Below are 17,424 nucleotides of genomic sequence, written 5' to 3'. Positions count from 1 at the left end.
AAGAAAATTACGGGATCGCCGCTACTCGTCGCATTACGACAGTTATGTTACCCAATGGCCACAATTTCGGGACGATGCCGTAACGGCATGCTGCACGTGATGGACTTGCCGCTCTGGCCGGCGCTGCCTATTCCGACGCTTCTCGCTAACGAGGTAGGACGCTCATGCGGATCACGATTCTGGCAATTTCAACCTCGTTGATCATGGCGCAGTATCCTGCGGCCGCGGCGTCCAAGCCGCGCAAGGCGGAGCGGTCCCCGCTGCTGGTTGCCGTCACGCAATGCCGCACCGTGACCAAACCATTGGCGCGGCTGGCCTGCTTCGATCACTCGGTGGCGGCGCTGGATACCGCGGAAGCCGATCAAGCGGTCGTCGTCATCGACCAGCAACAAGTTCGCGAAACGCGCCGAAATCTGTTTGGGATAACGCTGCCCGATACCGGCTTGTTCGGCAACGGCAACGACCTGCCGCAGATCGAGACGACTCTCACCGGTGCGTCGGTGGATGGCGCCGGCCGATGGAGTTTCCAACTGGCCGATGGCGCGCGATGGATCCAGACGGATGATTACACGATCGCGCGGCGTCCACGGGCAAACGATAAAGTCGTCATCAAGCGCGGTGCCTTAGGGAGTTTCAAGCTAAGCGTCGGCGGCCAGCCGGGTGTGAAGGCGAAACGACTGAACTGAGCGCTCGTCACCTACGGTCGCATCACGCCCGCCACCAGCATCGGGTCGAGCTTGGCGTCGTTCCAGCGCAATGCCCAGTGGAGATGGGGACCGGTGGCGCGGCCGGTCATGCCGGACACGCCGATTGGCTGGCCTTTCGTCACGTGGTCACCGAGCTTCACGTCGATCCGCGACAGATGGAGGAACGCGCTGTTGAGGCCCATGCCGTGGTCGAGCATCAGGAGGTTTCCCTCGAGCGTGAAGGGGTGGTCCGCCGCGAGGATCACCACGCCGTCGGCGGGGGCGGTGACGACCGTGCCGGTTGGCTTGGCGATGTCGGTGCCTGAATGATAGCTACCGGGGTCGCCCTTGTAGATGCGTTGCGCGCCGAACAGGCCGGAGATGCGACCGGTGGCGGGCCATGCGAACGCCTGGCGCCAGCCTTGCGCGTCGCTGGTGCGCGCGCGAGCGGCGACGATCTGGGCTAGCTCGGGCGGACGCAGTTTGGCGAAGACCGGGTCGGGCGCGGGGAATTTGGGGAGCGTGTCGAGGCGCTCGATCCGCCATGCGCGCGGTGCGATCGTGAGGCTTTGCGTAACACTTCGACCGTCGGCGAGTGTTGCGACGAGCGATGCTTGCGGCGCTGCATCGCGGTCGAAGCCGACGACGAAACGGCCGTCGGGGGATAGCGCGATCGGCTTGCCGTTGAGCTTGAGCGTGCGCGTACCGGCAGGGGCGGCGCCGAGGATCAGCCCGCCCTGGCTGAGCGTGCCGGTCCAGCGGAATGTGGACTGGAGCGCGGTATTCGAGGGCGGTGCTTGCTGGGCGGCGGCACCGGATGCAGCCAGCAGGACGAGCACCGCCGCGCGGATCATCGTGGGGCCATCGCTTCGCTGGCGGCGGCGGCGGTGGCATAGGCTTCCTGGCGCGCGACGCTCCAGTAGCGCAGGTCTTCGAGCGCGATGCGGTGGCCGGTGGCGGCGCAGGCGACGTGGTCGCCGGGGCTGAGCACGCGGAAACCGTTGGCCATATAGTGCAGGCGCGCGGCACGGTCGGAGTTGGACATCAGCATGGCGGGTCTTCTCTACAGCAGGGTCGGCTGGCGCGGCGCCGGATCGGGCGCGGCCTTCGCCTTGGGGGCAGCATAGGTTTTGGCGGCGGGGCGCTCAAGGCCGGTGTCCGTTACCGCATCCACGACGCCGTCGCGGAAGTGGAGCGTCAGCGTCCCCGCCTCGCGCGCCGACGTGGCCGAGGCGAGCGTCTCGCCGCCGGGGCGGGTGGTGACGCGGGCATAGCCGCGGTCGAGGATCGCGTCGGGGTTGAGCGACTGGACGAGCCGCCACGTCGCGTCGAGCTGCGCGCGCTTGGCTTCGAGTTTGCGCTCCAAAGTGGCAGGTCGGAGCGCGGCGCCCGAACGATCGAGACTGCCGCGCGCGAGGGTCAGCCGCCGCTCCAGCCCGCGATCCAGCCGCTGGCCGAAATCGTCCGCGCGCTGGCGCTGTGGCCCGAGCAACTGGTCGCGCTTCGGCAACAACCGTGCCAATGCATCGAGGCGTTCGCGACCGCGCTCGACATGGCGGCGGGCGCAGCGTTCGGTCCGGTTGCGGTGGCTGTCGATCGTCAGGCGCAGGTCGGCGAGCACCGGCACCGCAATCTCGGCCGCGGCGGTCGGCGTCGGTGCGCGCAGGTCGGCGGCGAAGTCGCACAGGGTTGTGTCTGTCTCGTGGCCGACGGCGGAGATGATCGGGATCGTGCAGGCGGCGACCGCGCGAACGACGACTTCCTCGTTGAACGACCACAAATCCTCGACCGAGCCACCGCCGCGCGCGACGATCACCAGGTCGGGGCGCGGCACCGGGCCGCCGGGGACGATCGCGTCGAACCCGCGCACCGCGGCGGCGATCTCGGCGGCGGACCCTTCGCCCTGCACCTTCACCGGCCAGACGATGACGTGAGTCGGGCAGCGATCCTCGAGGCGGTGGAGAATGTCGCGGATCACTGCGCCGGTGCCCGAGGTGACGACGCCGATCACCTTCGGCATGAACGGCAGGCGCTTCTTCCGCGTGCCGTCGAACAGCCCCTCGCCCGCCAGCTTCGCCTTCAGCTTCTCGAGCAGCGCCATCAGCGCGCCGGCGCCCGCCAGCTCCATCCGCTCGATCACGATCTGGTATTTCGAGCGGCCGGGATAGGTGGTGAGCTTGCCGGTGGCGATCACCTCGATGCCGTCCTGCGGCACGAAGGCGAGGCTCGACGCATTGCCCTTCCAGATGACGCCGTCGATCACCGCCTGGTCGTCTTTCAACGACATGTAGCAATGCCCGGAGGCGACGCGCTTCCAGCCCGATATCTCGCCGCGCAGCCGTACATGGCCGAATTCGCCCTCGACCATCCGCTTCAGCTTGAACGCGAGTTCGCCGACCGACATGGCGAGTGCGTTGTCGCCGGCGACCGGCTCGGCTACCAGCCGGCCCATGTCGCTGGACAATTCATCGGAAAAGGGATCGGGCATGAACGTCCTGCTGCTGGGCTCGGGGGGTCGCGAACATGCGCTCGCGTGGAAGCTGGTGCAATCTCGCGGCCTCGATACGCTGTATGCCGCGCCGGGCAACCCCGGGATCGCGCGCGTTGCGACGCTCGTGCCGCTCGATGCGACGGATCATAGCGCGGTGGTGGCGTTCGTCCGCGAGCATGAGGTCGGGCTGGTCGTGATCGGCCCCGAGGCGCCGCTGGTCGACGGGCTGGCGGACTCGCTGCGCGCAGCGGACGTCCCCGTGTTCGGGCCTTCGAAGGCGGCGGCGCAGCTGGAGGGGTCGAAGGGCTTCACCAAGGATCTGTGCCTTCGCGCCGGCATCCCGACCGCGGGCTATGTCCGCGTGAAGAGCCGCGAAGAGGCGGATATCGCGCTCGCCCGCACCTTCTCGCTGCCGGTCGTCATCAAGGCGGACGGGCTCGCCGCGGGCAAGGGCGTGGTCATCGCGTTCAGCGCTGCCGAAGCCGATGCCGCGCTCGACGCGCTGTTCGCCGACGGGGAAGCCGAGGCGGTGATCGAGGAGTTCCTCGAAGGCGAGGAGGCGAGCCTCTTCGTGCTGACCGACGGCGTGTCGCTGATGCCGTTCGGCTCCGCGCAGGATCACAAGCGCGTCGGCGAAGGCGATACCGGCCCGAACACCGGCGGGATGGGCGCGTACAGCCCTGCCCTCGTCCTGACGCCCGCGCTGGAAAAGCGCGCGATCGACGAGATCGTGGCGCCGACCGTGGCGGCGATGGCGGCGGAGGGCATGCCCTTCAGTGGCGTGCTATATGCGGGACTGATGCTGACGCCGCAGGGGCCCAAGCTCATCGAGTACAACGCGCGGTTCGGCGATCCCGAGACGCAGGTGCTGATGATGCGGTTCCAGGGTGACCTGCTGGCGACGATGCTGGCGACCGCAGAGGGGCGGCTCGGCGAGATGCCTGCGGCGCAGTTCAGCGACGAAACCGCGCTGACAGTGGTTATGGCGGCGGAGGGCTATCCGGGGACGCCCAAATCCGGCGGATCGATCGTCGGACTGGACTCCGCGCGGGCTGCTGGCGGCACTGTGTTCCACGCAGGCACGCGGCTTGAGGACGGTGGGTTGGTCGCGTCCGGCGGGCGCGTTCTTGCGGTGACGGCGACCGGCGACACCGTCGCAATGGCGCAGGCGAACGCGTATCGCGCGGTCGAGGCGATCGACTTCGCGGAGGGCTTCTACCGCAGCGACATCGGCTGGCGGGAAATCGCGCGCGGGTGATGCGCGCCTGATCCTCCCCCGCCAGGGTGAGGTGGCTGGCGCTTGCCAGACGGAGGGGGAGGCAAGGGATAACCTCGGTTCCGTGTCCTCCCCCTCCGTCACCTTCGGTGCCACCTCCCCCTGGCGGGGGAGGATCGGAGGTGACCGCCCTGCCAATTAGGTCTCGCCGCCTTTCGCGCGCATCGCTACGGTATGGGAATGAACGAAACTTCCGCGACCTCCACCTCCGGTCTGAGCCTGTTGCCCGATGGCATCGCCACGCTGACGGCGATCCACTTCATGATCATCGCCGTCGTCGCGATCCTGGTCCTGATCGGGCTGATCTGGGGTATCAGGGCGAAACGCAGCCGCACGAAGGCGACGCGCGACGTGATCGCACACGCCAAGGAGGCCGGTGTTACCCCTGAGCCTATCGCGGAAGAACGTAACGACGAAAACCGCCGTAGTGAGCAGTCCCAGTCGCAAACGCGGACCGTTACGCCCGCACCTGCCCCGGTGGCACCTGCTCCAACACCCGAACCGAAGCCCGTCTCGGCGCCGGTCGAACACACGCCAAACCCGATCGCGTCCCCACCGGCGGTCGTACCGCTCGCTCCCCAGGTCGATAGCGCGAGCACTTCCGACCGGTTGAACGACGAACCGATCGCCGCCGCATCGCCGATGGAGGCGAGCCCGGCGGCCGAGGCGATGGCGCCGGTCGAACCGTCTGCGCCCGCGCCGTCCTATGCCGATGGTCCCGTCACGCAGTTGAAGGGGCTTGGCCCGAAGGTCGCTGCGCAGCTTGGCACGCTGGGCGTGTCGACGGTCGGCGAGATGGCGGCGCTGTCGGAGAGCGAGGCGCAGCGCATCGACGCGCAGCTTGGCAATTTCACTGGTCGGATGGGTCGCGATCGCTGGATCGAGCAGGCGCGGTTGCTCGCTGCCGGGGACAAGGCCGGCTTCGAGGCGGTGTTCGGCAAGCTCTGAGCTACGCGCTAGCAGGATAGGATAGCCGCACGATCGGTTAACCTCGATCCGCACGCGCGGATGACGATTGGCTCTATGCTGCACGCGCGCTGACGGGCATGTCAGGCGCGTCGCATCTCGATGTAGGAGAGCGGCCGATAACAGGGCGATGAGTGCACATGCTGGTAACGATGAGCGCAATGCTGTTGACGGCTGCCCCCGTTCACGTGACGGCCGCGCCGATAGCGTTGCCGGACGTCGGTGCGAGCGTGGCGCTGCCGGGCGCGGTAGTGTCGCCGTTCGCGGGTGACTTCCAACCCGTCGCGGCGATGGCGGTTTCGCCGCTAGCGCTCGCCGCGTCGCTTCCAGCGATCGAGATTTTCGCCCAGGGGCTGCCGACGCAGGACATTCCGCCGGTCGGCCCCGCTCCATTGGGAACCCCGCCCGCCCAGCGGACGCCGAACGACATCATCGTCACCGGCCGCAAGGAAACTGCGGGCGATCCGCTGCGCGCGGTCAACGCCGAGTCGTTCGCGGTGACGCAGAAGGTAGACGACGCGGTGATCGGCCCGGTCGCGCGGACCTACAAGAAGACCGTGCCGAGCCCCATTCGACGCGGCATCCACAATTTCCTCTACAATCTGCGCGAGCCGATCGTCTTCCTGAACTTCCTGCTCCAGTTCAAGCCGGGCAAGGCAGCGGAGACGGTCGGACGGTTCGCGATCAACACGACGATCGGCGTGGCCGGCGTGCTCGACATGGCCAAAAAGAAGCCGTTCCACCTACCGCGGCGGTCGAACGGGTTCGCCAACACGCTCGGCTATTACGGCGTCAAGAACGGCCCGTTCCTGTTCCTGCCGCTGGTCGGACCGACCACGATCCGCGATCTGCTGGGCGGTGCGGTCGATCGCCTGATCCTGCCGGTCGCCTTCGGCAAGCCGTTCACCAGCACGGCGTACGCCATCCCCGCGGGTATCCTGGGTGCACTCGATCACCGGTCGGAGTTCGACCAGACGCTGAAGGACCTGCACGACAACTCGCCGGATCCGTATGCGGCGACGCGGTCGTTCTATCTCAACCGGCGGCAGGCGGAGATCGACCACCTCCACGGGCGCGTCGAAGGTGATCCGGCGGGGATGTCGGGGCCGCCGCCGAGCGTGGTGCCGTTCGTGCCGAGCGATCTGGAGCCTGGGGCCAAGCCGGTTTCGGAGGTGCCGATGGAGGCTCCGGTGGTCGCGACGCCGGCGGTTGATGCGAAGCCCGCTGCCGAAACCGGTCAGTAAAAGAGGCGGAGCCGAACGGGCTCGTCTCTTCTTCCCTCCCCCTGCCCTTTCCGTTCGTGCTGAGTAGAGACCGAGTAGCTCCGTCAGGAGCGTATCGAGGGCTCGTATCGAAGCATGAGTTCCGCGCGCCAACCTGTCCTTCGATACGCCGCTTCGACAAGCTCAGCGGCTACTCAGGACGAACGGATTGTGGGGATCAGCGCGTCTTCGCGCGTGTGGCACGAGTACCTGAGTGAAGAGCGACTACCCACCCTACCCAATCACCACCCCGGCGGAGGCCGGGGCCCAGTTGGGGAACGTTGCAAACCGGAGGTAGCGCTTCGTCACTGCGAACTTGCCAACTGGGCCCCGGCCTTCGCCGGGGTGGTGCAGAACGGAGACGCTGTGTTCGACCTTACGCGCGCCAAGCCAATCCCTCAGACTTCGCTCACCAGCAGCTTGTCGATCCGCCGGCCGTCGAGGTCGACGATCTCGAACTTCCAGCCCTGCTCGACGAAGCTCTCGCCCTCGCCCGGCAGATGGCGGAACACCGACAGCGCGAGCCCCGCGACGGTCGCGTAGTCGCGGTCCTCGGGCAGGTCGATGCCAAGGCGGTCGGCGAGCGAGTCCGCCGCCATCGTCCCCGCCACCAGCAACGACCCGTCGTCGCGCACCACCACAGAAGGCGCATCGTCCGGATCCGAGTCCGACTTGAACTCGCCGGCGATCGCCGCGAGCAGATCGGCTGGCGTCACGATGCCTTCGAAATGGCCGTATTCGTCGTGGATCAGCGCCATCGGCACCTCGGCCTCACGGAGCGCCAGCAACGCGTCCATCGCGTCGATCTGGTCGATCACGACGGGCGCTTTCCGCATCAGTGCGCGCAGGTCGATCGGCTCGCCGCGGAACAGTGCCGCGGCGATATCGCGCGCCTGGACGACGCCCTTTACCGCGTCGATCGAGCCTTCGCCGACCGGCAGGCGGGTATGCTGCGACGCGAGCAGCGTCTCGCGGATCTCGTCGGGGCCCCAGTCGCAGTCGAGCCAGTCGATCTCGGTCCGCGGCGTCATCACTTCGCGCACCGGGCGATCCGCAAGGCGGACGACGCCCGAGATGATCGAGCGCTCATGCTCCTCGATGATGCCCGACTTTGACGCCTCGGCGACGATCATGTGGAGTTCTTCAGCGGTGACGTGCTCTTCCGATTCGCGGTTCAAGCGAAGCGCGCGGAATATGAGTGCGCTGGTCGAATCGAGCACCCAGACGATCGGCGCGGTGCCGATCGCGAGCCAGCGCATGACCGGCGCCATGAACGAGGCGATCGCCTCGGGCGCACGCAGCGCGAACTGCTTGGGGACGAGCTCGCCGATGATCAGCGACGCGTAGGTGGTCAAGCCGATGACGATCGCGAACCCGGCGGTCTCCGCGGTCGAGGCGGACAGGCCCCATGCCTGCAACCGCGCGGCGGTCGGCATGCCGAGGCTGGAGCCCGAATAGGCACCCGCGAGGATGCCGATCAGCGTGATGCCGATCTGGACGGTCGACAGGAACTTGCCGGGGTCGGCGGCGAGCACGAGGGCGGCGCGCGCGCCCTTCTTGCCCGAGCGCGCCATTGCCTCGAGCCGCGCTTTGCGTGCGGAGACGATCGCGAGTTCGCTCATCGCGAACACACCGTTCAACGCGACGAGCGCGAGGATGATCGCGACGTCGATCCAGGGGAAGGGGGGAAGCGGTGCCATTGGCTCACGCGCTCTTTGCAGGACAACGGTCCGTCGCACAACCGTCCTTGCGCGCAGGGTGGCGTATACTCGACATTACGCCGCGAAGATGGTCAGGCTCGGTTCAGTGCGCAGGCGGAACAATCGTCGTGACACCGGGTTATCGGCGGTATCGGGCGAAATGCCGTCATCCATCACGTCCCAGGGAGATTATCTATGAAAACCAAGATGTTCGCAGGTGCTGCGATCGCCGCACTGATCGCCACCAGCGGCTGCACGACCGATCCCGAGACGGGTCGCCAGACGATCTCGAAGACCGCTCTCGGCGGTATCGGCGGCGCGCTGGGCGGCTATCTGTTCGGCGACGTGGTCGGTGGACGACATGACCGGACCGAGAAGCTGCTCGGCGCGGGCATCGGTGGTCTCGCGGGTGCGGGCATCGGCGCGTACATGGACAAGCAGGAGCGCGACTTGCGCGCGCGCACTGCCGGCACCGACGTGCAGGTGATCCGCCAGGGCGACGATCTCGTGCTGAACATCCCGTCGGGCATCACCTTCGCGTATGACAGCGCCAACGTGCAGCCGCAGTTCCAGCGGACGCTCGACCAGGTCGCGGATACGCTGTCGCAGTACAACCAGACCTATATCGACGTGTACGGGCATACCGATTCGACCGGCAGCGACGCCTATAACCAGACGCTGTCGGAGCGTCGTGCGCGGTCGGTCGCGGATTATCTGGCGGGCCACGGCGTGCAGACTGCGCGCATCGGTACGCGCGGCTACGGCGAAACGCAGCCGATCGCGTCGAATGACACCGATGCCGGGCGCGCTGCGAACCGTCGCGTCGAGGTGAAGATCGTGCCGATCACGCAGAACGACCTGCGCCAGTAAGCGGCGGGGGTGCTGCTGATCCTCCCCCGCCAGGGGGAGGTGTCGCCGAAGGTGACGGAGGGGGAGGACACGGAACAGCCGTTTCGCGTTCCTCCCCCTCCGACTAGCAAGCGCCAGCCACCTCCCCCTGGCGGGGGAGGATTATTGTTCAGAACAGTCGCCCGCCGTTTGGAATTGGTCCGGTCGGCGAGATCAGCACGACCTTCCCGTCCGCATCGGGGAATCCGAGCGTCAGGACCTCGGACATCATCGGGCCGATCTGACGTGGCGGAAAGTTGATGACCGCGGCGACCTGGCGGCCAATCAGAGTCTCCGGCGTATAATGCTCAGTGATCTGCGCGGACGAGCGCTTCACGCCGATCTCCGCACCAAAATCGATCCGCAGCTTGATCGCGGGCTTGCGCGCTTCGGGGAAGGGTTCGGCCTCGACGATCGTGCCGACGTGGATGTCGACCTTCTCGAAGTCCGGGAACGTGATCTGATCAGAAATCGACATTGTCGTAGTGCGCCGGGGGTGAGATCAGCTCCATCCGTTCGGATAGCAGCGGGCGGAAGCTCGGGCGGCTCTTGAAGCCGCGATACCAGCGTGCGGTCTGGTCGTGGCCCTTCCAGTCGATCCCGCCGAGATAATCGGTGACCGAGATCTGCGCGGCAGCCGCAAGATCGGCTAGGCTCATCGTCGCGCCGCCGAGCCAGTTCCGGTGATCGAGCAGGTAATCCATATAATCGAGGTGCCCGACCGCGGCCTTCATCGCTTCACGGAGCCCCTTGGCATCAGGTGCGGTACGGTGGGCGAGGCGCTTGACCATGCGTTCGTGAAGCAGCGGTCCGGTGACGTCGCGGTAGAAATGCGTGTCGAACCACGTGACCAGCCGGCGGATTTCGGCGCGGTTGGTCGCGGTGCCGTTGATCATCGCCGCCTTCTCGACGGTTTCCTCGAAGAATTCGCAGATCGCCATCGAATCGATCAGCGGTGCGACACCGCGCGACGCATCGACCATCACCGGTGTCTGGCCGGCGGGGTTCATGTCCATGAACTCGTCGCGGCGATCCCAGGGCGATTCGCGCACCAGTTCGTAGCCGACCCCCTTCTCGCCCAGCAGCAGACGCACCTTTCGCGAGAAGGGACACAGGGGGAATTGATAAAGCTGCCACATGCCATCCGTTTAGGCGGTGGGGGGCGGCTGTGTCACTAGCGCGGGTTGGGTTTAACGCACGCTGCGCTCAAAGAGTGTTTCCCCGCGAAGGCGGGGATCCAGACTGGGCTCCCGCCTTCGCGGGAGAACAAGAGGGCAGTCGGTAACTTCATCAGGAGGTACCACCCCGGCGGAGGCCGGGGCCCAGTTGGAAAGGTCGCGGTAACGAAGCGCCGTCCTTCGTTAGGGACCTCCCCCAACTGGGCCCCGGCCTTCGCCGGGGTGGTGTGAGGGCTTGGGCTTATTCCGCCGCAACCAGTTCCGCGCTGTCGTCCAATGGGTGCGACAAGCGCGTCAGCATTTCCTTCGGCACGATCTGCCAGAAATGCGGAGCAACCCGGTCCCAATCTTCCAGTAGGCCCTTCGACCATTTGCTGTCGGTGTGGTCTGCATGATCGCGAACGAGGTCGAGCAACACGTCCGCCCAGTGGAGCGACTTCACGCGGTCCCAGGTGATGTTCTCCGGGTTGGCGCGCTTCGCGAATACGCCATCGGGATCGTAGACGAACGCCATCCCCCCGGTCATCCCCGCACCGAAGTTCGCGCCGACCGCACCGAGCACCACGGCGATGCCGTTGGTCATGTACTCGCACCCGTTCGCGCCGCAGCCCTCGACGACCACGATCGCGCCCGAGTTGCGGACTGCGAAACGCTCGCCCGCCTGCCCTGCCGCGAACAGCCAGCCCGAGGTCGCGCCGTAAAGCACGGTGTTGCCGATGATCGTGTTCTCCTGCGACGCCAAAGGCGAACTCACCGCCGGCCGCACGATGATCGTGCCGCCCGAGAGCCCCTTGCCGACATAGTCGTTCGAATCGCCGAACACTTCCAAGGTGATGCCCTTGCACAGGAACGCGCCGAGCGACTGGCCGGCCGAGCCGCGCAAACGGATAGTGACGTGGTTATCCGCCAGCGTCGACATCCCGAACTTCCGCGTGATCTCGCTCGACAGCCGCGTCCCCACCGCGCGGTGCGTGTTGCGCACCGAATAGGTCAGCTGCATCTTCTCGCCGCGCGAGAACACCGCCGCCGCATCCTTGATGATCTGCGCGTCGAGGCTGTCGGGGACTTCGTTGCGGAACGTCGACAGGCTGAACCGGCGCTGCGAATCGTCGGCATCGACCTTCGCCAGGATCGGGTTCAGATCGAGATCGTCGAGATGCTCCGCCCCGCGGCTGACCTGCCGCAGGAACTCGGTGCGGCCGATCACGTCGTCCAGGCTCTTCACGCCGAGCCGCGCTAGGATGTCGCGGACTTCCTCGGCGATGAAGGTCATCAGGTTGATCACCTTCTCGGGCGTGCCGACGAACTTCTGCCGGAGCGCGTCGTTCTGCGTGCAGATGCCGACCGGGCACGTGTTCGAATGGCATTGCCGCACCATGATGCAGCCCATCGCCACCAGCGACAGCGTGCCGATCCCGAACTCTTCCGCGCCGAGGATCGCCGCGATGACAATGTCGCGCCCGGTCTTCAGCCCGCCATCGGTGCGCAACCGCACGCGACCGCGCAGGCCGTTGAGCGTCAGCACCTGGTTGACCTCCGACAGGCCCATTTCCCACGGCGTGCCGGCATATTTGATCGAAGTCTGCGGCGACGCGCCCGTCCCGCCGACATGGCCGGCGATCAGGATCACGTCGGCATGCGCCTTCGCCACGCCCGCCGCGACCGTGCCGATGCCCGCCGACGAGACGAGCTTCACGCACACCCGGGCGCGCGGATTGATCTGCTTCAAATCGTAGATGAGCTGGGCGAGATCCTCGATCGAATAGATGTCGTGGTGCGGCGGCGGCGAGATCAGCGTCACGCCGGGCGTTGCATGGCGCAACTTGGCGATGAACTCGGTGACCTTGAAGCCGGGCAGCTGGCCGCCTTCGCCAGGCTTGGCGCCCTGCGCGACCTTGACCTCGATCTCCTCGCACGCGTTCAGATATTCCGCCGTCACGCCGAACCGGCCGCTCGCGACCTGCTTGATCGACGAGTTGGCATTGTCGCCGTTCGCGTACGGCACGAAGCGCGACTTGTCCTCGCCGCCCTCGCCCGACACGGCCTTGGCGCCGATCCGGTTCATCGCGATCGCCAGCGTCTCGTGCGCCTCGGGGCTCAGCGCGCCGAGCGACATGCCGGGGGTGACGAAGCGCTTGCGTATCTCGGTGATCGCCTCGACCTGGTCGACCGCGACGCCCTCCGCGGGGAAGTTGAACTGGAGCAGATCGCGCAGATACACCGGCGGCAGGTCGGACACGCCGCGCGAGAATTGCAGATAGCTCGTATAGCTGTCGGTCGCGACCGCGGTCTGGAGCAGGTGCATCAACTGCGCGGAATAGGCGTGCGTCTCGCCGGTATGCCGCTGGCGATAGAAGCCACCGATCGGCAGCGTCGCGACCGCCGGATCGAACGCCGCCTCATGCCGGTCGGTCGCGTTGACGTGAAGCGAGGCATAGCCCTCGCCGCTGATCTTGGCGGGCATGCCGGGGAACAGGTCGTTCACCAAGCTGCGTGACAGGCCGACCGCCTCGAAATTATAGCCGCCGCGGTAGGACGAGATGACCGCGATACCCATCTTCGACATGATCTTGAGCAGCCCCTCCTCCACCGCGACGCGGTGGCGGCGGAGGCATTCGGCGAGGTCGAGATCGCCGAACAGGCCGCGCGATTGCCGGTCCGCAATGGCGGCTTCGGCGAGATAGGCGTTCACGGTGGTCGCGCCAACGCCGATCAGGACGGCGTAATAATGCGTGTCGAGGCATTCGGAGGTGCGTACGTTGATCGACGCGTAGGACCGCAGCCCGCGACGGACGAGATGTGTGTGCACCGCCGCCACCGCGAGCACACCGGCGATGCCGACACGGTCTTCGCCGATCGCTTCATCGGTGAGGAAGAGTTCGCTCTTGCCCTGGCGTACGGCCTGTTCGGCCTCGTTGCGGATGCGCTGGATCGCGGCGCGCAGCTTCTCCGGGCCACCGCCGACCTCGAACGTGCAGTCGATCTCGGCGACCGCGTTGCCGAAATGCGCCTTCAATCGCGACCAATGCTCGCCCGTCAGCACCGGCGAATCGAGCACGAGCACACGCTCGCGCTGATCCCGGACGTCGAGGATGTTGGCGAGATTACCGAACCGCGTCTTGAGCGACATCACGTGGCGCTCGCGCAACGGATCGATCGGCGGGTTGGTGACCTGGCTGAAGTTCTGACGGAAGAACTGGCTGATGAGGCGCGGCTTGTCCGAGATCACCGCGAGCGGCGTGTCGTCGCCCATCGATCCGATCGCTTCCTTCGCGGATTCGACCATCGGCGACAGGATCAGCTCCATGTCCTCCATCGTCTGGCCGGCGGCGACCTGGCGACGGGCTAGTTCGGCGCGGTCGTAGCGGACGATCGCGTCCTCGACCGAGGGCAGGTCGGCGAGCGTGTGGAATTCGCCGATCATCGCGGCGTAGTCCGCCTCACCCGAGATGCGATCCTTCACTTCGCGATCCTGGAGCAGGCGACCTTCGTCGAGGTCGACCGCGATCATCTCGCCCGGCCCAAGCCGGCCCTTGGCGACGATCGTCGATTCGGGGACGACGACCATGCCGCTCTCGGAGCCGACGATCAGCAGGCCGTCCGAGGTCAGCGTATAGCGCAGCGGCCGCAGCGCGTTGCGGTCCATGCCCGCGACTGCCCAGCGGCCATCGGTCATCGCCAGCGCGGCGGGGCCGTCCCACGGCTCCATCACGCTCGCGAGATACTGGTACATCGCGGTATGCTCGGGCGGCATGTCCGGGCTGGCGGCTTCGGGCACAAGCATCAGCTTGGCGGTCGGCGCGTCGCGGCCCGAGCGGCAGATCGCCTCGAACACCGCGTCCAATGCAGCGGTGTCGGATGCGCCGGCGGGGATCACCGGCTTGATGTCCTCCGAATTGTCGCCGAACGCGAGGCTCGCCATCCGGATCTCGTGTGACAACATCCAGTTCTTGTTGCCGCGGATCGTGTTGATCTCGCCGTTGTGCGCGAGGCAGCGGAACGGTTGCGCCAGCCACCATTGCGGGAAGGTGTTGGTCGAATAACGCTGATGGAAGATCGCGACGCGCGATTCGAACCGCTGATCGCACAGGTCCGGGTAGAAGACGGAGAGCGATTCGGCGAGGAACAGCCCCTTGTAGATGATCGAGCGGCACGACAGCGAGCAGATGTAGAAGCCCTGGATCTGCGCCGCGATCACGCGCTTCTCGATGCGGCGACGGACGAGATACAGTGTCTTTTCGAACTCGGCGGCGTCCTGCTCCTCGGGTAATGGCCCGGCGATCATGATCTGCTCGATCTCGGGGCGCGTCGCCTGCGCCTTCTGGCCGATCACCGACACGTCGACCGGCACCTGCCGCCAACCGTAGATGGTGTAGCCCGCCTCGATGATCGCGCTCTCGACGATCGTCCGGCAATCCTCCTGCGCGCCGAGATCGGTGCGCGGGAGGAAGATCATGCCGACCGCGAGACGGTTCGGGCGGACCTTGTGGCCCGAGGCTGCGACCGCATCGTCGAAGAACCGCAGCGGCAGGTCGATGTGCAGGCCTGCGCCGTCACCGGTCTTGCCGTCCGCATCGACCGCACCACGGTGCCACACCGCTTTCAGCGCATCGACCGCCGACTGCACGACACGCCGCGACGCGCGGCCATCGGTGGCGGCGACTAGACCCACGCCGCACGCGTCGCCCTCGAATTCGGGGCGGTACATGCCTTCAGCAGCGAGACGGGCGCGTTCGGTTTCGTTGGTCATGCCAACCATTCCTTCTTGTCGACGTAGGTGAGCGCGCGCTGGGTAGCGGCACGGAGAATGTCGGTGGCCTGGACCGCCTCGACCAGCTTGGCGAACCGTGCTTCGCTGGTCAGCGGATAGTCGTGGACCAGACGATTGCGCAGCTTGACGACCGTCATCCAGCCGTCGGCGCTATCGATGATCCGCAGCGACTCCATCCGGTTGGCAACGTCGCGGGCGTACAGGTCCTTCGTATCCACGGCGCGTGCTTGGAGAATGGTACGGAACAGCCGCATCAACTGGTCTTCCAACTGCTCGACCGTTTTCAGCAGCGCGCGCGATCCGACGCGGCCGTGTTCCGTCATCGCCCCGAACGCCGTCAGATCGGCCGGTACGGTACCGAGCAACCGCATGTCCTCGTCGAGAGCGATGGTAAGCGACCGCACCCGGTCGCAGATCATTTCGAGGATGTCCTCTTCGGGTTCCGTCACAGCACGATCCCATCGCGATAGGCGATGCGCTCGAACCCACGCGGCGTACCGCCACGGATGGTGAGCACTACATCGACCTTTTGGGGGTCGATCCGTTGAAACAGCCTGTCCTCGAATTTCCCGCGGGCACGCCCTTCGTCTGCAACGTCATCGACCTCGATGTGGAGATCGATGTCGCCGCCGCGCTCGCTGTCGTCGACTCGGCTGCCGAAAAGGCGCACGACCGCGGTTTCGCCGAACGTCTCCACAGCGGCCTCCTTGATCGCCGCGACCTCTTCGGGGTTCAACCTCACGCCGCTACCTTTGCGTTGGCTGCCTTGGTCTTCAGCCACTTGTGCATCGTTGCCGCCACATCGCGGCCATCGCGGATTGCCCAGACGACGAGGCTTGCGCCGCGGACGATGTCGCCTGCCGCGAACACGCCGTCGAGCGAGGTCATCAGCGTCTTGCCGTCGACGAGCACGGTGCCCCAGCGGCTCACGCCCAGTTCCGGCGTTGCGAACAGCGTCGGCAGGTCCTCGGCGTCGAAGCCGAGCGCCTTGATGACGAGATCCGCGTTCACCGAATAGTCGCCGGCGGGATCGGGTTCGGGTGCGCGGCGGCCGCTCGCATCAGGCGCACCAAGGCGCATTTTCCGGACTTTGACGCTCGACACGGTGTCACCGCCATCGAAGCTCTGCGGGCCGGAGAGCCAGACGAACTCGACGCCTTCCTCCTCGGCGTTGGCGACTTCGCGCTGCGAGCCGGGCATGTTGGCGCGATCGCGGCGGTAGAGGCACTTCACCGACTTGGCGCCCTGGCGGATCGCGGTGCGGACGCAGTCCATCGCGGTGTCGCCGCCGCCGATCACGACGACGTCCTTGCCCTCGGCATTGAGGCTGCCGTCGTCGAACGCGGGGACGGCGTCGCCGAAGCCCTTGCGGTTCGACGCGACGAGGAAATCGAGCGCGGCGACCACGCCGTTCGATCCGCCGCCGGGCAGGTCCATCGCGCGCGCCTTGTAGACGCCGGTCGCGATCAGGATCGCGTCGTGGCGCTGGCGGAGATCGTCGAGGCTCGCATCGTCGCCGACCGCGAAGCCTTCGTGGAAGACGATGCCGGCGGCCTTGAGCCGCTCGACCCGGCGCATGACGATCGGCTTTTCGAGCTTGAAGCCGGGGATGCCGTAGGTGAGCAACCCGCCCGCGCGATCGTAGCGGTCGTAGACGTGGACGTCATAGCCGTGCCCGCGCAGATATTCCGCCGCGGTCAGGCCCGCCGGGCCGGCACCGATCACGCCAACCGACTGGCCGCGCGACTTGCCGGGAACCAGCGGCTCGACCCAGCCATTTTCCCAGGCGGTATCGGTGATGAACTTCTCGACCGAGCCGATCGTGACCGCGCCGTGCCCGGTGAATTCGATGACGCAATTGCCTTCGCAGAGCCGGTCCTGTGGGCAGATCCGGCCGCAGATCTCGGGCATGGTCGAGGTCGCGTTGCTGAGTTCATACGCCTCGCGCAACCGACCTTCCGCGGTCAGCCTGAGCCAGTCGGGAATGTGGTTGTGCAGCGGGCAGTGGACCGAACAATAGGGCACGCCGCACTGCGAGCAGCGCCCGGCCTGCTCCTCGGCGGGTTGAACCGCGTATCGCTGCGCGATCTCGCGGAAATCCTCCTGCCGCTCATCCGCGGTGCGCTTTGCCGGATAGGATTGCTCCCGCCCGACAAACTTTAGCATCGAATCGTTCGCCATACATGCCTCCGACAGCCGCGTTATT

General features: G+C 66.6%; 15 protein-coding genes. 5 read left to right on the top strand and 10 right to left on the bottom strand.

From position 1 onward, the window contains the following. Positions 1-164: 164 nt before the first annotated feature. Positions 165-686, top strand: a complete 522-nt coding sequence (locus ASE69_RS14555; RefSeq protein ID WP_235518804.1) for a hypothetical protein — start codon at positions 165-167, stop codon at positions 684-686. Positions 687-697: 11 nt separating this feature from the next. On the opposite strand, the gene ASE69_RS14550 is transcribed toward ASE69_RS14555, so the two are convergent. From ASE69_RS14550 to xseA, 3 genes are read right to left on the bottom strand one after another with little or no spacing between them, the layout of a single operon-like run. Further along, positions 698-1,540 carry a M23 family metallopeptidase gene (locus ASE69_RS14550; RefSeq protein ID WP_056488020.1) on the bottom strand — a complete coding sequence of 281 codons (843 nt, stop codon included), beginning with the start codon at positions 1,538-1,540 and terminating at the stop codon, positions 698-700. Beyond that, entirely contained in the window at positions 1,537-1,737 is a 201-nt protein-coding gene (locus ASE69_RS14545) for a DUF2093 domain-containing protein (RefSeq protein ID WP_055881745.1), read from the bottom strand. Before ASE69_RS14545 ends, ASE69_RS14550 begins: the two co-directional genes overlap by 4 nt. 12 nt (positions 1,738-1,749) lie before the next feature. Beyond that, on the bottom strand, positions 1,750-3,174 hold the full coding sequence (xseA, locus tag ASE69_RS14540) for an exodeoxyribonuclease VII large subunit (protein ID WP_056488017.1): 1,425 nt from the start codon (positions 3,172-3,174) through the stop codon (positions 1,750-1,752). Between xseA and purD the strand changes: the two genes are divergently transcribed. The 3 genes from purD (at position 3,173) to ASE69_RS14525 (ending at position 6,663) form a co-directional block, all read left to right on the top strand. Further along, entirely contained in the window at positions 3,173-4,435 is a 1,263-nt protein-coding gene (purD, locus tag ASE69_RS14535) for a phosphoribosylamine--glycine ligase (RefSeq protein WP_056488014.1), read from the top strand. The genes xseA and purD overlap by 2 nt on opposite strands. Before the next feature lie 198 nt (positions 4,436-4,633). Further along, complete coding sequence (locus tag ASE69_RS14530) at positions 4,634-5,401, top strand: hypothetical protein (protein WP_056488011.1); 768 nt, start codon at positions 4,634-4,636, stop codon at positions 5,399-5,401. 158 nt (positions 5,402-5,559) lie between these two features. Beyond that, a complete protein-coding gene (locus ASE69_RS14525; RefSeq protein ID WP_235518802.1) occupies positions 5,560-6,663 on the top strand; it encodes a VacJ family lipoprotein in 1,104 nt (367 codons plus the stop codon). A gap of 416 nt (positions 6,664-7,079) precedes the next feature. Here the strand turns inward: ASE69_RS14525 and ASE69_RS14520 are convergent, their stop codons facing one another. Beyond that, complete coding sequence (locus tag ASE69_RS14520) at positions 7,080-8,381, bottom strand: hemolysin family protein (protein WP_056488005.1); 1,302 nt, start codon at positions 8,379-8,381, stop codon at positions 7,080-7,082. Positions 8,382-8,576: 195 nt separating this feature from the next. On the opposite strand from ASE69_RS14520, the gene ASE69_RS14515 reads away from it, so the two are divergent. Continuing rightward, on the top strand, positions 8,577-9,251 hold the full coding sequence (locus tag ASE69_RS14515; RefSeq protein WP_056488002.1) for an OmpA family protein: 675 nt from the start codon (positions 8,577-8,579) through the stop codon (positions 9,249-9,251). A gap of 148 nt (positions 9,252-9,399) precedes the next feature. On the opposite strand, the gene ASE69_RS14510 is transcribed toward ASE69_RS14515, so the two are convergent. From ASE69_RS14510 to ASE69_RS14485, 6 genes are all read right to left on the bottom strand, one after another. Beyond that, positions 9,400-9,747 (bottom strand): tRNA-binding protein, encoded by a 348-nt coding sequence (locus ASE69_RS14510; RefSeq protein WP_056487999.1) that lies wholly within the window; start codon positions 9,745-9,747, stop codon positions 9,400-9,402. Beyond that, positions 9,734-10,408: a glutathione S-transferase family protein gene (locus ASE69_RS14505; protein WP_056054264.1), complete on the bottom strand. Its 675-nt coding sequence runs from the start codon at positions 10,406-10,408 to the stop codon at positions 9,734-9,736. The genes ASE69_RS14510 and ASE69_RS14505 overlap by 14 nt, the downstream gene beginning before the upstream one ends. 280 nt (positions 10,409-10,688) lie before the next feature. Next, complete coding sequence (gene gltB, locus ASE69_RS14500; RefSeq protein ID WP_156362342.1) at positions 10,689-15,197, bottom strand: glutamate synthase large subunit; 4,509 nt, start codon at positions 15,195-15,197, stop codon at positions 10,689-10,691. After that, entirely contained in the window at positions 15,194-15,667 is a 474-nt protein-coding gene (locus ASE69_RS14495) for a hypothetical protein (RefSeq protein ID WP_056487992.1), read from the bottom strand. Before ASE69_RS14495 ends, gltB begins: the two co-directional genes overlap by 4 nt. After that, the gene (locus ASE69_RS14490; RefSeq protein ID WP_056487989.1) at positions 15,664-15,960 is read right to left on the bottom strand and encodes a nucleotidyltransferase domain-containing protein; all 297 of its coding nucleotides are present in this window, start codon (positions 15,958-15,960) and stop codon (positions 15,664-15,666) included. The genes ASE69_RS14495 and ASE69_RS14490 overlap by 4 nt, the downstream gene beginning before the upstream one ends. Further along, a complete protein-coding gene (locus ASE69_RS14485) occupies positions 15,957-17,399 on the bottom strand; it encodes an NAD(P)-dependent oxidoreductase (protein WP_056487984.1) in 1,443 nt (480 codons plus the stop codon). Before ASE69_RS14485 ends, ASE69_RS14490 begins: the two co-directional genes overlap by 4 nt. Positions 17,400-17,424: the final 25 nt, after the last annotated feature.

The organism is Sphingomonas sp. Leaf208 (genome assembly GCF_001421415.1).
In the GTDB taxonomy this organism is placed as follows: Bacteria; Pseudomonadota; Alphaproteobacteria; order Sphingomonadales; family Sphingomonadaceae; genus Sphingomonas.
The sequence above is the reverse complement of the archived record's forward strand: the minus strand, read 5'-3'. Positions and strand labels throughout refer to the sequence as shown.